This is a genomic window from Burkholderia sp. AU18528, from assembly GCF_002223215.2.
Lineage (GTDB): Bacteria > Pseudomonadota > Gammaproteobacteria > Burkholderiales > Burkholderiaceae > Burkholderia > Burkholderia semiarida.
The window spans coordinates 400937-419145 of sequence record NZ_NKFC02000005.1 but is presented as its reverse complement, the minus strand read 5'-3'; the positions used below and the strand labels follow the sequence as shown (position 1 = coordinate 419145).

The following is an 18209-nucleotide window of genomic DNA, read 5'->3' as shown; positions in this document are numbered from 1 at the left end:
GAACGAATGCGCGCCGCTCGATGCGGCGCATCACGAACGAACGGAGACAGATCATGGCAAGCGTGCTCCTGCGCAACATCGCGAAGCGCTACGACGACACCGAAGTGCTGCGCAACGTGAACCTCGACATCGCCGACGGCGAATTCGTCGTGTTCGTCGGCCCGAGCGGCTGCGGCAAATCCACGCTGATGCGGATGATCGCCGGCCTGGAGGACATCTCGAACGGCGACCTGCTGATCGACGGCGCGAAGGTCAACGACGTGCCGAGCGCGAAGCGCGGCATCGCGATGGTGTTCCAGTCGTATGCGCTGTATCCGCACATGACGCTGTACGACAACATGGCGTTCGGCCTGAAGCTCGCGGGCGCGAAGAAGCCCGAGATCGACCAGGCCGTGAAGCAGGCCGCGAAGATCCTGCACATCGACCACCTGCTCGACCGCAAGCCGAAGCAACTGTCGGGCGGCCAGCGGCAGCGCGTCGCGATCGGCCGCGCGATCACGCGCAAGCCGAAGGTCTTCCTGTTCGACGAGCCGCTGTCGAACCTCGACGCCGCGCTGCGCGTGAAGATGCGGCTGGAATTCGCGCGGCTGCACGACGAGCTGAAGACGACGATGATCTACGTGACGCACGACCAGGTCGAGGCGATGACGCTCGCCGACAAGATCGTCGTGCTGTCGGGCGGCGCGGTGCAGCAGGTCGGCACGCCGAACGCGCTGTATCACGCGCCGGCGAACCAGTTCGTCGCGGGCTTCATCGGCTCGCCGAAGATGAACTTCCTGAAGGGCACGGTCGAATCGGCCGATGCGGCCGGCGTGCTCGTGCGCTTCGACAGCGGCGAGACGCAGCGTGTCGCGGTGGACGCGGCGGGGCTGCAGCGCGGCGCGGCGGTGACCGTCGGTGTGCGGCCCGAGCACCTGCTGGTCGATGCGGCGGCGCCGGGTGTCGCCGCGCGGACGATGGCCGTCGAGTCGCTCGGCGACGCCGCGTATCTGTATGCGGAGTCGGCCGTCGCGCCGGATGGGCTGATCGCGCGGATTCCGCCGCTCGATACGTATCGCACCGGCGACGCGTTGCGCGTGCATGCGCAGGCCGAGCACTGTCATCTGTTCGACGACAACGGGCAGGCGTTCCGGCGGTCGAGCGTGCACGCGAAGGCGGCGTGAGCGTCCAGCGAGCCGCCGTGACTGCGCGTACGGCTCGCATCGACGTTTCAATGCGAGCGGGCCAGAGCGTAGTCGGCGGCGTCGATATCGGCAGGGCGCCCCATGACAATGTCCGCGATCAATTTTCCTGACCCGCAGGATGTCGACCAGCCGAACCCGCCGTGGCCGGTGTTGACGTACAGGTTTTCGCAAGCCGTGCGGCCGACGAGCGGCACGCCGTCCGGAGTGGCCGGTCGCAGGCCGGCCCAGTGGCTGGCGCATTGACCATCGATTGCGCCGGGGAATGCGCGCTCGAAGGCCGAGACCAGTTGCGCGCAACGGGAGGCATTCACGCTGCGGTCATAGCCTGTGATTTCTGCAATGCCCGAGATCCTCATCTCGTTGCCGAGACGAGCCATGCCGGTTTTGGTCGCGAAATCGAAGACAGAGTGCCGCGGGGCACATTCGTTCGCCACGATCGGCGCGGAGATCGAGTAGCCTTTGATGGGATAGACGGGTATGTCGACGAGCGACTTCAGTAGCATGGGCGTATCGGCTCCAGCGGCAACGACATAGGCGTCTGCCTGGAATTCCGTGTCTTGCGAAACGAGTGCACGAATCCTTTTTCCCGTGGTTCCGGAACCATCGGTGCGGAGCGATTCCACGGTCGTATTCCATGTGAACGTTCCACCCTGAGCCTGTATCACTTCCGCCAGTTTACGGGTGAACACGTGGCAATCACCCGATATGTCCTCGCGTATCCGGAGGCCGCCAAGCAGGTGCGGCGTGGAGTGCGCGAGCGCCGGTTCCAGCGTGAAGACCTGTTCGCGAGGCAGAAAGTCCGCCGCAATGCCCATGGTTTCCAGATAGCGCAACTGGGTGTCGATCAGCGCTCGCGGCACGGGTTCCCGATAAACCTGCAGAATTCCGTCCGCGCTGCGCTGATAGTCGATGGAGAGATCGGACTCGATGCGCTGCAGGCACGCCTGCGCATACGTGGCGAGCCTGGTGAGCCGGGCCCGATTGATGGTAAACCGGTGAGGTCGACATTCCTTGAGCGATTGCATCATCCAGGCGATTTGCCGCCATGTGAAGTCAGGGCGCCACTTGAAGGCGGCCGACTTGTCGAATTGAGCGGCGAACGCCATCCGGACTGCGCCGGGTGCCGACCAGGGCGCCGCAAGTCCGGCCGAATAGAAGCCACCGTTGGCATAGCTGCATGCCATGCCCGGTGCTGATGCGCGATCGATAATCTGCACCTCGCACCCGTGCTGCTGCAAAAAATAGGCTGTCGTGACGCCTATCACCCCTGCGCCGACGATGATGACTCGCATGAATTTCAGTTCCTTGTGGATCGCGTTGTGAATAATGGCCGACCGACACACGGATGGTGTCCGTGACGATTGCCATCGCTTCGGCCGGATGGATTCGCGGTCAGGATGTCGGCTTCGCCGTGACAGGATCGACCGAGATGCGGGAGCGGCCCCATAGCGCCATGCCGCATGCGAATACGATCGCCTGCGTGCCGATCAGCAGCGCGAACCCCGCGTGGAAGCCCGAGGCTGTCCCACCCGAGCCGGTCGACATCGACCGCATGAAGCCGCCCATCGCCAGCGGCATGAGGCCTGCGATGAGGCTTCCGATGCCGTTCACCACGCCGAAGGCGCTGGCGGTGTATTCGGCGCGCGTATTGTCCTGCACGGCGCCTGGAATGGCGGGCGCCTGGAGACCCCAGAAGAAATTGGCGGCGACCATTCCGGCTACGGCCCAGTAGCGATCGGCGGTCCGGATGGTGAGCCACACGGACAGCGCGACGCACAGGCTGCCGGCCATGAACATGCCGGACACCTGTCTCGGTTGCAGCTTGTCGAGCACGACGCCGCCGGTCAGGACGCCGAGCACCATCGCGTACTGGGGAAGCGACGCCAGCCAGCCCATTTCACGCAGCGAGAAACCGCGGGATAAGCTGAGATACGCCGGCAACCAGTTGCTGCTGCCCCAAAGATAGGCCAATGCGGCCGAGGTCAGTATGGTGATCAGGGCAAGATGGCGCGTTTGCAGCGCGCCGGCGACGACCTGTCTCACCGCGAGGGCGGGATGCGAAGGGCTCGAGGAGGCGCCGGACGGCTCATCGCCCGGCATGCGGACGAAGGCGATGACGAGCGGAATGCCCAGCGCAAGGTTGAGCAGGCCGATCGCAAGGAACGACGTCTGCCAGTCGAAGCTCGCGACGAGGTAGCTCACCAGCGGATAGCCGATTGCCAAACCGATTCCCGTGCCCATGTTGACGAACGCGTTCGGCTTGCCGCTTTCGTGATTGGCGAAATGCGCCTTGATGTAGGCCGCGGCGAGCGAATACAGCGGCCCTTCGGACAGGCCGAGCAAGAGCCGGGACGTCAGGATCAGCCCGTATCCGTGCACCACCGTCGTCGCCAACGTGAGGGTTCCCCAGCATGCCAGGCCGTAGACGAGACTCCGGCGCACCCCGAGCGCCGCAGAGCAGAATGGCGTGAGAAGAATCGACGACAAGCCGTAGCCGACGAGAAACACGGTGGCGAACGAACCCTGCCGGATCCGATCGCCGGCCTCGATCCCCAGATGGTCCAGGAACGCATGATCCATCACCAGGACGGAGATGTTGATGCGATCGATGTATGAGATCGCGGCGACGATGAACAAGGTGAGGATGCCGAACCAGCGTAACGATCTGGATTTCATGCCTCTGCTCCTGGGGCTCTTCGATATTGGGAAGCATGCCGCGCAGCGCGGGCGGCCGAGCGTCTTCAGACGATGCCGACGATATTCGCGAGGGTGTCGTCAAGCGAGTAGCGGGCACGAAACGCCAGCTCCCTCCACGCAGCTTCGACGTCCGACGGCGCCGGTCGCTGGAACGGGAATCCCGACAGGCCGCCGGAAGGAAGGCGGACATCGGCGACCTGCAACGTGCCGAAGCGGCGTCGCACGGCTTCGACGAACTCGGCGAACGTAAAGCACTCGCCGGTAGCGACGTTGTAGACCCGCTGTGCAGGCTGTTTCGCGTGTAACGCCGCGACAGTGGCGGTTGCACAGTCGCGCACGTCGATGAACTCTTCCCGACCGCCCCACAGCAGCTTGTCATCCTCGAATCGGGCGGGCTCGCCGCTTCGCACCGCGCGCAACAGGCAGTCGAGCATCTGGCCGGGAACGCTGGACGCGGCCTCCGAGCCCGTGCCCAGCACGGCGCCGTAACGCAGCACGACGGCATCCACCGCGTACTGCTGCGCATAGGCAAGTGCCAGATGCTCGTTGGCGACCTTGGTGCAGGCGTAGATGCTCGCGGGGCGTTCGCTGACGATCCGGTACGAGAAATCCTCCGGAAGCGGCGTGCCGGGCAATGATCCGAAGGCGGAGTACATGACGGTTGTCGAACTGGCGATGACCACTCTTCGAAGTTCGAATTGCCGGGCAGCTTCGAGAACGTTCGTCGTTCCCATCACATTCACCCGGACACCCGTCAATGGATCTCGACGGACAGCGGGCGTGAGCATTGCCGCCGTGTGTGCGATCGAATGCACCCGATGCGCGCGGATCAGATTGCTCAGGCTTTGCCAGTCAGTCACGTCCAGTTGCACCAGCGGCAGGTCGCCCAGGTCATCAGGAAGCGGCTGCCGGATGTCCGCCAGCAGAACGCGCTCGCCGTGCGCGCGCAATCGGCGCGCCGTCATTCGGCCAATCAAGCCGGCCCCGGTAATCAACGTCGTCATCTTGCCTCCTTGCCCGTGCCGGGCGAACAGGAGGGAGTGTGCGAAATGCGCCGGATGTCCGTCAGGTATAGTTTCACCAGGTGAACCTGCGGTCCAATATTCGATATGTCACGGCTGGAATCTGCGTCAGGCGTCAAGTCGATCGCCTCGTTGAAGCGCGGGCTCGAAGTGCTTCGGGCAATCGATCGAGCTTGCGCCGCCACGTTTTCGGAACTCCAGATGCAGACCGTGCTTCCCAAAGCGACGTTGGCCCGCGTGCTGAAGACGCTCGGTGAGGCGGGCTGGATTCGGCATCATGCACGAACGGGCCGTTATTCGTTGGTGCCGGGCGCGTCGGTACCTTCGTCGTCGACTGCGTCGCACGCGCGTCTTTCCGGGCTCTCGGCCGACATCCGCGTCACGCTGCAGCGTCGGATACCGTGGCCGACGGATCTGGGGATACGCGACGGCGCGGCCATGCTCAGCGTCGACGGGCCCTACGCCGGCAACGGCATGAGCGCGAACTTCAGCGTGCTCGGCTCGCGGCCGTCGATGCTCCGATCCTCGCTGGGGCGTTGCTACCTGTCGTTCTGTTCCGAGGACGATCGTAAGGACATTCTCGCCGCGCTTGCCCGCTCTCGCGTCGAGGCCGATCGCGCGGGGCTACATCCCGATGAACTGAGGCGCATGATCGCGATGGTCCGCCATCAGGGTTATGCCACCAGAAGCGCGGCGCATGCCAGCGTGGACTCGCCCGAGCGTTTCGGCGCGCTGGCGGTGCCGGTCCTGCGCGGCGACCACGCGGTGGCTTGCATTTGCGTCGTATGGATTCCCGCGATCGCGACCGAAGAACAGATAGTGCACAACTACCTGGCGCCGTTGCGGGACGCGGCCGACGCGCTCGGCGAGAAAATTCGACGAGCGGGCTGGGCGCCTGATCGTGCGTGAAGAGGATGCCGCGCGTGAGCGTTCGGAATCCCGCGTTCGTCGGCAGTCCGACTGCCTTCGCTTCGCGCGCCGCTCAGAGGCGCAGGTGCTCGGCCATGTAGTCGACGAACGCGCGCAGCTTCGGCGTCGTTCCGGAATGACGATCGTCTATGCAGGCGTCGTGCCGTGGGGGCTCGCGTTCTGCGGCGCGCCGACGCTGTTCCAGACGGCCGCCGCGAACGCCGCGGGCGAATCGGCCGACGTCGCGCAGTCGATGCTCGTGACGGTGTGGAATCTCGCGGTCGCCGGCGGCGGCATCGCGGGCGCGATGCTGCTGGGCGCGACGGGCGCCGGCGCGATTCCATGGGTGCTCGTCGCGCTGCTGGCGGCGGCGTGGGTCGGCGCGTGGCGTGCCCGCCGCCATGCGTTTCCGACGCCGCGCGCGGCTTGAGCCGGCGTGTGCGATGGCGACGGCGGCGTCAGGCCGCCTTCGCGGCGAGCGCGGCGCGCGCGCACGCTTCGTCGGTGACGAGGCCCGACAGCCAGCCGCCGCGCAGTGCGGCGATCACCGCGTCGTGTTTCCTCGGGCCGCCGGCGAACGCGATCGTCGGCCGCTTCGGCGGCGTGGCGAGCGCGACGCTCGTCACGCGCGCGCTCGTCGACACGGTGATCCGCGTGCCCTGCGCGTCGATCGGCACGCCGAGCAGCTCGGCCACCGCGCCGAGCGCGGTCATCTCGTCGCGCTCCTGTTCGGTGATGAAGCCGTCCTCGTAGAGCGGACAGTGCGGGCCGATGTTGCCGATCCCGACGAACGCGACGTCGGCCTCGCCCGACAGCGCCTCGACGATCCGATACAGCCGATGATTGCACCACTGCGCGCGCTCGGCGTCGCTGTCGGCGAACAGCGGCGCGGGCAGCAGGAAATGCTTGCTGCCGGTTTTCTCGGAGATGTACTGCGCGACGTCGTAGCGGTTCGACGAACCGTCGGCCGCGATCGCGCCGACCATCGACACGAGCCGGTGCTGCGGGCGATCGATCTGCGCGATCTGCGCGACCGCGGCCTTCAGCGTCCGGCCGCTGCTGACCGCGATCACCATCGGCCGCGTTTCGCTCAGGTAGCGCTCCATCACCTGCGCGCCGGCGACCGCGAGCTTGCGGTCGATCGCGTCGGGCGCATCGGCGTCGACGGGCACGACTTCGCACATCGCGAGGCCGTAGCGTTTCGACAGTTGCGCGCCGAGGTCGAGACAATCGGCGAGCCGATGGTCGACGCGTACGCGGATCAGGTTCTTCTCGACCGCGAACGCGACGAGGCGCTGCGCGACGGGGCGCGACACCTGCAGCTTTTCGGCGATTTCGTTCTGCGTGTCGCCCGCGACGTAATAGAGCCACGCGGCGCGCGTGGCGAGATCGAGTTTTTCTGAGGACTTGGACACGATAGCGATTCGGTTCGGATCGGGGGGGCCGCCCCGCGGGCCGGCCGGCGGGCTGCATGACGGCATCCACTGTAACGCATGTCGCGCGCGCGGCCAGCGGCGGCCCGCGCGAGCGCGGCGCCTACGCGAGCCGTGCGCGCGACGGCTCGTACAGCGGCCGCACGTGGCGGTACAGCGTGCGGAACGCATCGAGGCGTTCGCGCAGCCGCGCATGGCGGGCGGCGTCCGGTGCGTATTCGGCGCGCACCGGCGGCTTGGTCAGCACCGTATGCGGATCGCCGCCGGCGGCCAGCCAGCCGAGCCGTGCCGCGCCGAGCGCCGCGCCCGTTTCGCCGCCGCCGATCTGGCGCGTGCGCACGTTCAGCGCGTCCGCGATCAGTTGCGCCCAGAACGCGCTGCGCGCGCCGCCGCCGATCAGCGACAACTGGTCGGTTTCGACGCCGGCCGCGTGCAGCGCGTCGAGGCCGTCGGCGAGGCCGAGCGTCACGCCTTCGAGCACCGCGTACCCGAGATGCGCGCGCTCGGTCGCGTGCGTCATCCCGAAGAACACGCCCTGCGCGTACGGATCGTTGTGCGGCGTGCGTTCGCCGGACAGGTAGGGCAGGAACAGCGGGGCCGCCGCGAGCGCGTCGGGGTCGAGCGCCTCGACTTCGGCGAGCAGCGCGGGTTCGTCGGTGCCGGTCAGCTTGCACACCCAGCGCAGGCAGCTCGCGGCCGACAGCACGACGCTCATCAGTTGCCAGCGATCCGGAATCGCATGGCAGAACGCATGCACGGCCGACGCGGGATTCGGCATGAAGCGGTCGCCGACCACGCTGAGCACGCCCGACGTGCCGAGCGACACGAAGCCGTCGCCCGCGTGGATCGCGCCGATGCCGAGCGCGCTCGTCGCGTTGTCGCCGCCGCCGCCCGCGACCAGCACGGCCTCGGACAGCCCGAGCTCGCGCGCGACGTCCGCGCGCAGCGTGCCGGACGGCGCGTTGCCTTCGACGATGCGCGGCATCTGTTCGCGCGTCATCCCGCACGCGGCGAGCAGCGCATCGGACCAGTCGCGGCGTGCGACGTCGAGCCACAGCGTGCCGGCCGCGTCCGACGGGTCGGACACTTTCGCGCCCGTCAGCCGGAACCGCAGGTAGTCCTTCGGCATCAGCACGCACGCGGTCGCCGCGAACACGTCGGGTTCGTGCTTCGCGACCCACAGCAGCTTCGGCGCGGTGAAGCCGGGCATCGCGAGGTTGCCGGCCAGCGCGTGGAGATCGGGCGCGCGTTCGGTGAGCAGCGCGCATTCGTCGGCGCTGCGCATGTCGTTCCACAGGATCGCGGGGCGCAGCACGCGGTCGTCGCGGCCGAGCAGCACGGCGCCGTGCATCTGGCCCGACAGGCCGATGCCGCGCACCTGCGCGAACGCCTGGGGATGCCGTTCGCGCAGCGCCGCGAGCGCGGCGAGCGTGCCTTGCCACCAGTCGTCCGGATGCTGTTCCGCCCAGCGCGGGTGCGGGCGCGATACGGTGAACGGCGAGCCCGCGGTGCCGACCACCGTGCCGTCCGGGGCCAGCAGCAGCACCTTCACTTCCGAGGTGCCGAGGTCGATGCCGAGATACATGAGCGATCCGTTCGGTCGGTGAGGAGCCGCTACTTTAGCCGGGCCGCACGGCCTGTGCCAAGCGGGTTCGCCCGGCCGCGCGGCCGGGCATCGGCGCGCGGGTCGTCAGCGCGCCGCGAGCCAGGCATCGACGCGCGCGAGCCCGGCGCGCAACGCGTCGAGCAGCGCGGCGTTGCCGGCGAGCGAGCCCCACAAGGCGCGGCTCGCGCACAGCGCGACGACGGGGTCGTCGGCTTCGACGATCGCGCGTGCGGCGCCGTCGTCCATCACGCCGTCCTGGTACGCATACGGCAGCGTGCCGCGCGCCCAGCGTTCGAGAAAGCGCAGGAACAGCGCGGGCAGCACGGCCGTGGCGACCGGCGCGGCGCCGCGCGCGAACGATTCGACGAGCGTCGGCGCGATGAAGCCGGGGATCTTCGAGAAGCCGTCGGCCGCGACGCGCTGGTTCGTGTCGAGCACGTACGGATTGCCGAAGCGCTCGAGCACGACGTCGCGGTAGCGCGCGAGATCGAGCGGGCTCGGCGTCAGGCACGGGATCACGTCCTGCGTCACGTAGTCGTGCGCGAAGCGGCGGATCGCCGCGTCGTGCGTGCCTTCGTGGATGTAGGTGTAGCCCGCGAGCGTGCCGGCCCACGCGATGCAGCTGTGCGTCGCGTTGAGGATGCGGATCTTCGCTTCCTCGTACGGATGCACGTCGTCGACGAGTTCGGCGCCGGCCAGCTCCCAGCGCGGCCGGCCGGCCGCGAAGCGGTCCTCGATCACCCACTGGATGAACGATTCGCCCATCACCGGGCACGCGTCGTCGATGCCGGTGGCCGCACGCACGCGCTCGCGCACGTCGGCGGTCGGGCGCGGCGTGATGCGGTCGACCATCGCGCTGGGCGTCGCGACGTTCGCATCGAACCATGCGAGCAGCCCGCCTTCGCCGCGCCGTTCGAGGAATTCGCGCATGCCCGCGCGAAAGCGCGCGCCGTTGTTGCGCAGGTTGTCGCAGCTTTGCAGCGTGAGCGGGCCCGCGCCGCGTTTGACGCGTTCGGCGAGCAGCGCCGCGAGCGCACCGTACAGCGTCGTGCGCGCGCCCTGCAGGTCGGCAGCGAGATCGGCGTTCGCGACGTCGAGCCGGTTGTGTTCGTCGAGGTAGTAGCCGCCTTCGGTGACGGTGAACGACACGATCCGGCAGGCCGGATCGGCGCCGGCGTCGATCAGCGCGGCGAGGTCGATCGACCATGGCAGCACGCGGGTGATCGCGCGAATCGTCTCGTACGCGCGTTCGCCTTGCGGCGTGACGGTTTCGAGCGTGTAAGCGCCGTGCTGGGCGGCCAGCGCGTCCATCGTCGCGCGCATGTCGTCGCGGATGTTGCCGACGGTCAGCGACCACCGTTCGTCGGCCGGCACGGCCGCGTTCACGCGATGCAGATACCACGCCTGATGCGCGCGGTGAAACGAGCCCGCGCCGATGTGCAGCAGCACGGGCGCGTGGGCGGCGGGCGATTCGCTCATCCGGTGTCTCCTGTTCCTGCCTGTCTGTTTCGTCGAATACGATCTTTTGCTCTTTGTGTGAGCGAATGATCGTATTCGGGCGAACGAAAGTCAAGGCGCGGAAACGGCATTTCGATGGTGCGCTGCGGCGGCGTGCGGGGCAGGGCGGGCGCGGCGGGGCCGGCGGAAAAAGGCGTCAGCGCCCTTCGCGCGTGAGTGCGACGAGTTCGTCGAGCAGCTTGCCGGCCGGCCCCGGCAGGATCCCGTGGCGGCGCCGGAATGCGGTGAGCGTGCGCACCGCGACGACCTCGCGCACCGGCAGCGTGTCGATCGTGCCTGCGCGCCGTTCGGCGCCGACCATCGGCTCGGCCATCCAGCTGAGGAATCCCGCATGCGCGACCAGGCTTTTCAGCGTGATGACCGAACGCGTCTCGACCGCGATGTCGGGCAACGGCAGCCCGTGCGCGTCGAAGGTCGCGCGCATGTGGTCGAACGGCGCGGTGCCGCGCGGCGGAATCGCCCAGCGCGCGTGCAGCGTATCGGCGAGCGTCGGCGGCCGGCCGAGCGCGCGCAGCGGATGGTGCGGCGCGGCAACGATATGGCTGCGATCTTCCCAGCGGCATTCGGGAATCGCGACGATCTCGTCGGTGTCGGGCCCGTGCGCGGACAGCGCGAGGTCGATCTCGTGCTTGACCAGCCCTTGCGCGAGCCGGTCCCACACGCCTTCGATGATTTCGACGCGCAGGTTCGGCCAGCGGTCGAGCACACGGCCGACCGCGACCGGCAGCACGAGGCTCGCGATGCTGCCCACCGTGCCGACCTTGATCGTTCCCTTCGCGAACCCGCGCATCGCGTCGAGTTCCTCGCGCGCATGCTCGGCCTCGTGCTGCAGCAGCGTCGCGTGCGGCAGCAACGCTTCGCCGAACGCGGTGAGCTGAACGCCCTTCGAATGGCGCTCGAACAGCGGCGCGCCGACCTGCGCCTCGAGCCGCTTCAGGATCCGGCTCAGCGCCGGCTGCGTGACATGCAGCGCGTCGGCGGCGCGGCCCAGGCTGCCGCACGCGACGATGGTCGTGAACGCGTGCAATTGTCGGAGATCGAAAGTCATGCCGGGACGTAATGGCTTTTGGCAAAAAATACAGTATCCGTGAATGGCCTGCGCTTCGATACTGTGGAAACCGCCAAGCCATCGAGGAGACGCCCGAGCATGTCAGGCACCCCGTCCCAATCCGCCGCGCCGATCACCGTCCGCGACGCCGTCATCGACCTGTTTCGCCAGTTCGGCATCGACCGCGTGTTCGGCAACCCCGGCTCGACCGAGCTGCCGATGTTCCGCGATTTTCCCGACGATTTCCGCTACGTGCTCGGCCTGCAGGAGGCCGTCGTGGTCGGCATGGCGGACGGCCACGCGCAGGCCACCGGCCGTGCGGCCGTCGTGAACCTGCATTCGGCGGCGGGCGTCGGCAACGCGATGGGCAATCTCTTCACCGCGTTCAGGAACCGCACGCCGCTGATCGTCACCGCGGGCCAGCAGGCGCGCGCGATTCTGCCGTTCGATCCGTTCCTCGGCGCGACGCAGGCCGCCGAGCTGCCGAAGCCGTACGTCAAATGGAGCATCGAGCCCGCGCGCGCGCAGGACGTGCCGGCCGCGATCGCGCGTGCGTACCGGATCGCGATGCAGGAGCCGCGCGGCCCCGTGTTCGTGTCGATTCCCGTCGACGACTGGGACCAGCCGGCCGAATGGCTGCCGCGCCGTGACGTCAGCAGCATCGTGCGGCCCGATCCCGACGCGCTCGCGCGGCTCGGCGACGCGCTCGACGCCGCGCGGCGCCCGGCATTCGTGGTCGGCGCGGCCGTCGATCGCGCGGGCGCGTGGGATGACGCCGTGCGCCTTGCCGAGCGGCACCGTGCGCGCGTGTACGTCGCGCCGATGTCGGGGCGCTGCAGTTTTCCGGAGGACCATCCGCTGTTCGCCGGCTTCCTGCCCGCGATCCGCGAGAAGATCGTCGCGCGGCTCGACGGGCACGATCTCGTGTTCGCGTTCGGCGCGCCCGCGTTCACCTATCACATCGAAGGCTCCGGCCCGCACGTGCCGCCGGGCGCGACGCTCGTGCAGCTCGTCGACGATCCGGGCGTCGCCGCGTGGACGCCGTCGGGCGATGCGGTCGTCGGCAACCTGCGGCTCGCCGCGCGCGATCTGCTGGCGCGGCCCGCGCCGCCCCAGCGGCCGATGCCCGCGCCGCGCGCGCCGCGTGTCCGCGTCGACGCGCCTGCCGCCGGCGCGCGCATGTCGGTCGCGTTCGCGCTGCAGACGCTCGCGGACGTGCGCGACGCACAGGACATCGTCGTCGAGGAGGCGCCGAGCGCGCGGCCGGTGATGCAGGAACATCTGCCGTTCACGCGCAGCGGCACGTTCTACACGATGGACAGCGGCGGGCTCGGCTACGGGATGCCGGCCGCCGTCGGCGTCGCGCTCGCGCGGCCGGGCCGGCGCGTGATCGGGCTGATCGGCGACGGCTCGAGCCTGTATTCGATCCAGGCGCTGTGGAGCGCCGCGCAACTGAAGCTGCCGATCACGTTCGTGATCCTGAACAACCGGCGGTATGCGGCGCTGCAGGATTTCGCGCCCGTGTTCGGCTTCGGCCCCGGCGACCCCGTGCAGGGCACCGATCTGCCCGACCTGGACTTCGTCGCGCTCGCGCAAGGGATGGGCTGCCGCGGCGTACGCGTGGCCGATGCAGCGCTCCTGCGCGATACGCTGGCCGACGCGCTGCGTGCGGCGACGCCGGTCGTCGTCGAAATCGAGATTGCCTGATGCGCCGCGCGCGTCTTTCCGGAGATTCCATGCAAACCGTAGCGATGCTGATCGGCGGCGAACGCCGGCACTCGTCCAGCGGCGCGACCTTCGTGCGCCGCAACCCGCTCGACGGCGAAATCGCGTCGGCCGCGCCCGCGGCCACCACCGACGATGCGCGCGCGGCGGCCGACGCGGCCGCCCGCGCGTTGCCCGGCTGGGCCGCGCTCGGCCCCGGCGCGCGGCGCGCATGGCTGCTGAAAGCGGCCGCCGCGCTCGAAGCGAAGCACGAGCAGTTCGTCGCCGCGATGGCGGCCGAGACGGGCGCGTCCGCGCTGTGGGCCGGCTTCAACGTGCAGCTCGCGGCGAGCGGGCTCGTCGAGGCCGCGTCGCTGACCACGCAGGTCGGCGGCGAGCTGATTCCGTCCGACGTGCCGGGCTCGCTCGCGATGGGCGTGCGGCAGCCGGCCGGCGTCGTGCTCGGCATCGCGCCGTGGAATGCGCCGGTGATTCTCGCGACGCGCGCGCTCGCGCTGCCGCTCGCGTGCGGCAACACGATCGTGCTGAAAGGCTCGGAGCTGTGCCCCGTCACGCACGGGCTGGTCGTCGAGGCCATGCAGGAGGCCGGGCTGCCGCCGGGCGTCGTCAACTTCGTGACGAACGCGCCCGACGATGCGGGCGCCGTCGTCGACGCACTGATCGCACACCCGGCCGTGCGCCGCGTGAATTTCACGGGCTCGACGCGGGTCGGCCGGATCGTCGCCGAAGCGTGCGCGCGCCACCTGAAACCGTCGGTGCTGGAGCTCGGCGGCAAGGCGCCGTTCGTCGTGCTGGACGATGCCGATCTCGACGCGGCGGTCGCCGCGGCCGCATTCGGCGCATTCGCGAATTCCGGCCAGATCTGCATGTCGACCGAGCGCATCGTCGTCGACGCATCGATCGCCGATGCATTCGTCGCGAAGCTCGCCGACAAGGCCGCGTCGCTGCCGCTCGGCGACCCGCGCAACGGGCCCGTCGTGCTCGGGTCGCTGATCGACATGAAGGCCGTCGAGCGCTGCAACGCGCTGATCGACGACGCGCTCGCGCACGGCGCGACGCTCGTGTGCGGCGGCAAGGCCGATGGCACGCTGTTTCCCGCGACGCTGCTCGACCACGTGACGCCGGCGATGCGTGTCTATGCGGAGGAATCGTTCGGCCCGGTGAAGGGCATCGTGCGCGTCGACGGCGAGGAGGCCGCGATCCGCTGCGCGAACGACAACGCGTTCGGGCTGGCGTCGGCCGTGTTCAGCCGCGACGTCGCGCGGGCGCTGCGCGTCGCCGCGCGCATCGAATCGGGCATCTGTCACGTGAACGGCCCGACCGTGCACGACGAGGCGCAGATGCCGTTCGGCGGCGTGAAGGACAGCGGCTTCGGCCACTTCGGCGGCAAGGCCGGTATCGCCGCGTTCACGGACCTGCGCTGGATCACGGTGCAGACGGCGCCGCGCCACTATCCGTTCTGACGAGGCCGCCGACGATGAAGATTGCGATTCTGGGCGCGGGCGCGATGGGCTCGCTGTTCGGCGGGCGGCTGGCCGAAAGCGGCGAAGCCGTCACGCTGATCGACGTGAACGACGCGCATCTCGAAGCGATCCGCCGCGACGGGCTGCGCATCGACGACGACCGCGGCGAACGGCGCATTCGCACGCTGCACGCCATGCGGCCGGAAGCCGCGAATGCGGACGCGGCCGCCGCGCCCGACACGCCGTTCGACCTGCTGATCGTTTTCACGAAATCGCTGCACACGCGGGCGGCGCTCGACGGCGTGCGCGCGCTGCTGACGCCGGACACGTTCGTGCTGACGCTGCAGAACGGGCTCGGCAACGTCGAGACGGTGAATGCGTTCGTGCCGATCGAGCGCATCCTGGTCGGCGTGACGACGTGGCCGGCCGATGCGGCCGGGCCCGCGCACGTGCGCTCGCACGGCGCCGGCGCGATCCGCATGATGACGGCCGACGGCGCGGCGCGCCCGTTCGCGGCGGCCGTGGCCGACGCGCTGTCGCGCGCGGGGCTCGCCTGCACGCTCGACGCCGACGTGTGGGCCGCGATCTGGGAGAAGGTCGCGTTCAACGCGGCGCTCAACACGGTGTGCGCGGCGACGGGCTGCACCGTCGACCAGCTCGGCCATCATCACGACGGGCCGCGGCTCGCGCTCGCGATCGCGGCCGAGACCGCCGCCGTCGCGCGCGCGAAGGGCATCGCGGTCGACGGCGCGCGGATCGCGCGCAACGTCGAGCATGCGATCCGCGACCATCGCGGCCATCGCCCGTCGATGCTGCAGGACGTGCTCGCGGGCCGCCGCACCGAAATCGACGCGATCAGCGGCAAGGTCGTCGCGGCCGCGCGCGAAACGGGCGTCGCGGTGCCGCATGCGGAGACGCTGCTCGCGCTGGTCCGGCTGATCGACGCACGGGCGAACTGAGCAGCGGGCCGGCGGCCGGCTGGCGCCGCGTGACGATACGGATGCCGCGCCCGCGAAGCGACGGCAATGGATCGTGAAGGGTGGGACAACACACCGGCGCCGATCGATGGGCGCCGGTCGACTGCACAGCATGAGATCCGGGCACGCTTGCGTGCGCCAGCCCGGACAACGGAGACGCCATGAAAACCATCGAATGCCGTTGTCTCGTCGCGCGCCGTCCGCGCATCTTGCCGCCGGCGCGCGGTGCATCGGAGGCCGCATGAGCACGACCGACGCACTGACTGAACGGCTGCCGCCGTCGGTCGACATCGGCACGACGCTCGACGACGGGCCGTTCACGGCGATGCAGCGCTGCGTCGTGCTGCTCGCCGCGCTCGCGATCGTGCTCGACGGCTTCGACGGCCAGTTGATCGGTTTCGCGATTCCCGTGCTGATCCGCGAATGGGGCATCGCGCGCGGCGCGTTCGCGCCGGCCGTCGCGGCGGGGCTGGTCGGCATGGGGATCGGCAGCGCGTGCGCGGGGATCGTCGCGGACCGCTTCGGTCGCCGCCGGGCCGTGATCGGCAGCGTATTCCTGTTCGGCCTCGCGACCTGCGCGATCGGGTTCGCGCCCGACGTCGCGACGATCGCGATACTGCGCTTTTGCGCGGGGCTCGGGATCGGCGGCGCGCTGCCGACGGCCACGACGATGACCGCCGAATACACGCCCGCGCGGCGCCGCACGATGATGGTGACCGCGACGATCGTCTGCGTGCCGCTCGGCGGGATGCTGGCCGGCCTGTTCGCGCACGAGGTGCTGCCGCGCTACGGCTGGCGCGGGCTGTTCTTCGCGGGCGGCGCGTTGCCGCTCGTGCTCGGCTTCGTGCTCGTGCGCGCGTTGCCGGAATCGCCGCGTTATCTGGCGCGGCGCCCCGCACGCTGGCCGGAACTCGGTGCGCTGCTCGCGCGGATGCGGCGGCCGGTCGCGCCGGGCACGGTGTTCACCGATATGAAGGACGCCCGTGCGCCGGGCGGCCGCGGCGGCTTCGGCGCGCTGTTCGCGGGCGGGCAGGCGCGCGACACGATCGCGCTGTGGTGCGCGTTCTTCATGTGCCTGCTCGCCGTGTATGCGGCGTTCAGCTGGCTGCCGACGATGCTCGCGGCGAGCGGGTTGAGCGTGTCGGTCGCGGGCTCGGGGCTCACCGCGTACAACCTCGGCGGCGTGATCGGCGCGCTGCTGTGCGCATGGGCGATCGCGCATGCGGGCTCGCGCTGGCCGCTCGCGCTGTGCAGCATCGGCGGCGCGGCGAGCGCGGTGTGGCTGATGGGTGTCGATGCGAGCCGCCACACGGGCTGGCTGATCGTCGGGCTCGGCCTGCACGGGTTGTTCGTCAACGCGGTGCAGTCGACGATGTATGCGCTCTGCGCGTACATCTACCCGACGGCCGTACGCGCGACGGGCACCGCGAGCGCGCTCGCGTTCGGCCGGCTCGGCGCGATCCTCAGTGCGTTCGCGGGCGCGATCGTGATCACGTCGGGCGGCGCGGGCGCGTACCTGACGATGCTGGCCGTCGCGATGGGCGTGGTGTGCGTCGCGCTCCTCGCGGTGCGGCGGCACATTCCGCGGCTGTCGCGCGCGCCGGCTCAGCCGCGCGAAGGGGAGGAACTCGCCCGCACGTCGTCGTGACGGCGGGCGCGTGACGGGCGTTACAGCGTGGTGCGCACGTGCCAGAGCTCGGGGAACAGCACGACGTCGAGCATCTTGCGCAGGTACGGCGCGCCGCTCGTGCCGCCCGTGCCCTGCTTGAAGCCGATGATGCGTTCGACTGTCGTCACGTGACGGAAGCGCCACTGGCGGAACGCATCCTCGAGATCGACCAGTTCCTCGGCCATCTCGTACAGCTCCCAGTGCTGCTGCGGATGACGATAGACCTCGAGCCATGCGGCCTCGACCGTCTCGTCGTGCCGCATCGGCTGCGTCCAGTCGCGCTCGAGCCGCTCCGGCGCGATCGCGAACCCGCGCCGCGCGAGCAGGCGCACGACCTCGTCGTAGAACGACGGCGCCTCGAGTGTCGCGCGCACCTGTTCGAGGATGTCCGGCCGGTGCGCATGCGGCTGCAGCATCTGCGCGTTCTTGTTGCCGAGCAGGAATTCGAGTTGGCGATACTGGTACGACTGGAAGCCCGACGACTGGCCGAGATACGGCCGCATCGCCGAATACTCGGACGGCGTCATCGTCGACAGCACGTTCCACGCCTGCACCAGTTGCTCGAGGATGCGCGACACGCGCGCGAGCATCTTGAACGCGGGCGGCAGCGCGTCGGTGCGCACGGCATCGAGCGCGCCGCGCAGCTCGAACAGCGCGAGCTTCATCCACAGCTCGCTCGTCTGATGCTGGATGATGAACAGCATCTCGTTGTGATCGGGCGACAGCGGATGCTGCGCGTCGAGGATCGAATTCAGCGACAGGTAGTCGCCGTAGCTCATCGACTTCGAGAAATCGAGTTGCGCGTTGTGCCAGCCGGCTTGCGTGTCGGCCTCGCCCGGCACGTGCGGCGCTTCATGCGCGGCTTGCGCCGGTTGTGCGGCGCGTGCGCCCGAGAACGGGCAGCCTGCCGGCGCGTCGCCGCCGGGCGGCTGCATATGACCAGAATTCACGACTTTCT

Annotated in this window: 14 protein-coding genes and 1 pseudogene; 7 read left to right on the top strand and 8 right to left on the bottom strand. The window is 69.4% G+C overall.

Annotated elements, in window-relative coordinates; all coding sequences use genetic code 11:
• The first annotated feature begins 53 nt into the window (after positions 1-53).
• Positions 54-1163, top strand: a complete 1110-nt coding sequence (locus CFB52_RS13555; protein WP_099316960.1) for an ABC transporter ATP-binding protein — start codon at positions 54-56, stop codon at positions 1161-1163.
• Between the two features lie 47 nt (positions 1164-1210).
• Here the strand turns inward: CFB52_RS13555 and CFB52_RS13550 are convergent, their stop codons facing one another.
• The 3 genes from CFB52_RS13550 to CFB52_RS13540 all read right to left on the bottom strand — a co-directional run bounded on the left by CFB52_RS13550 (position 1211) and on the right by CFB52_RS13540 (position 4885).
• Complete coding sequence (locus CFB52_RS13550) at positions 1211-2527, bottom strand: D-amino acid dehydrogenase (RefSeq protein ID WP_373680944.1); 1317 nt, start codon at positions 2525-2527, stop codon at positions 1211-1213.
• Positions 2528-2576: 49 nt separating this feature from the next.
• Positions 2577-3860, bottom strand: coding sequence for an MFS transporter (locus CFB52_RS13545; RefSeq protein ID WP_099316768.1), 1284 nt, complete (start codon positions 3858-3860; stop codon positions 2577-2579).
• Between the two features lie 65 nt (positions 3861-3925).
• Positions 3926-4885, bottom strand: a complete 960-nt coding sequence (locus CFB52_RS13540; protein WP_099316767.1) for an NAD(P)-dependent oxidoreductase — start codon at positions 4883-4885, stop codon at positions 3926-3928.
• A 105-nt stretch (positions 4886-4990) separates the two neighbouring features.
• Here CFB52_RS13540 and CFB52_RS13535 point away from each other — a divergent pair, with 105 nt between their 5' ends.
• Positions 4991-5812: an IclR family transcriptional regulator C-terminal domain-containing protein gene (locus CFB52_RS13535; protein WP_059578477.1), complete on the top strand. Its 822-nt coding sequence runs from the start codon at positions 4991-4993 to the stop codon at positions 5810-5812.
• Between the two features lie 142 nt (positions 5813-5954).
• Positions 5955-6242 (top strand): annotated as a pseudogene (locus tag CFB52_RS13530) (MFS transporter); the annotation flags it as partial.
• A 28-nt stretch (positions 6243-6270) separates the two neighbouring features.
• Here CFB52_RS13530 and CFB52_RS13525 read toward each other — a convergent pair.
• The 4 genes from CFB52_RS13525 to CFB52_RS13510 all read right to left on the bottom strand — a co-directional run bounded on the left by CFB52_RS13525 (position 6271) and on the right by CFB52_RS13510 (position 11417).
• On the bottom strand, positions 6271-7227 hold the full coding sequence (locus tag CFB52_RS13525; RefSeq protein ID WP_059578472.1) for a sugar-binding transcriptional regulator: 957 nt from the start codon (positions 7225-7227) through the stop codon (positions 6271-6273).
• 121 nt (positions 7228-7348) lie between these two features.
• Positions 7349-8830 carry a xylulokinase gene (xylB, locus tag CFB52_RS13520; protein ID WP_059644785.1) on the bottom strand — a complete coding sequence of 494 codons (1482 nt, stop codon included), beginning with the start codon at positions 8828-8830 and terminating at the stop codon, positions 7349-7351.
• Between the two features lie 105 nt (positions 8831-8935).
• Positions 8936-10330: a D-arabinitol 4-dehydrogenase gene (gene dalD, locus CFB52_RS13515; RefSeq protein ID WP_099316766.1), complete on the bottom strand. Its 1395-nt coding sequence runs from the start codon at positions 10328-10330 to the stop codon at positions 8936-8938.
• Positions 10331-10505: 175 nt separating this feature from the next.
• Positions 10506-11417 (bottom strand): LysR family transcriptional regulator, encoded by a 912-nt coding sequence (locus tag CFB52_RS13510; protein ID WP_059578464.1) that lies wholly within the window; start codon positions 11415-11417, stop codon positions 10506-10508.
• A 99-nt stretch (positions 11418-11516) separates the two neighbouring features.
• Here CFB52_RS13510 and mdlC point away from each other — a divergent pair, with 99 nt between their 5' ends.
• From mdlC to CFB52_RS13490, 4 genes are all read left to right on the top strand, one after another.
• Positions 11517-13124, top strand: a complete 1608-nt coding sequence (gene mdlC / locus CFB52_RS13505) for a benzoylformate decarboxylase (protein WP_099316764.1) — start codon at positions 11517-11519, stop codon at positions 13122-13124.
• Between the two features lie 29 nt (positions 13125-13153).
• The gene (locus CFB52_RS13500) at positions 13154-14605 is read left to right on the top strand and encodes an aldehyde dehydrogenase (RefSeq protein WP_099316763.1); all 1452 of its coding nucleotides are present in this window, start codon (positions 13154-13156) and stop codon (positions 14603-14605) included.
• A gap of 14 nt (positions 14606-14619) precedes the next feature.
• Complete coding sequence (locus CFB52_RS13495; protein ID WP_059644798.1) at positions 14620-15564, top strand: ketopantoate reductase family protein; 945 nt, start codon at positions 14620-14622, stop codon at positions 15562-15564.
• Between the two features lie 193 nt (positions 15565-15757).
• Positions 15758-17230: an MFS transporter gene (locus CFB52_RS13490; RefSeq protein WP_180278212.1), complete on the top strand. Its 1473-nt coding sequence runs from the start codon at positions 15758-15760 to the stop codon at positions 17228-17230.
• A 20-nt stretch (positions 17231-17250) separates the two neighbouring features.
• Here CFB52_RS13490 and kynA read toward each other — a convergent pair whose 3' ends face one another.
• Positions 17251-18186 carry a tryptophan 2,3-dioxygenase gene (gene kynA / locus CFB52_RS13485; protein WP_059578451.1) on the bottom strand — a complete coding sequence of 312 codons (936 nt, stop codon included), beginning with the start codon at positions 18184-18186 and terminating at the stop codon, positions 17251-17253.
• Positions 18187-18209: the final 23 nt, after the last annotated feature.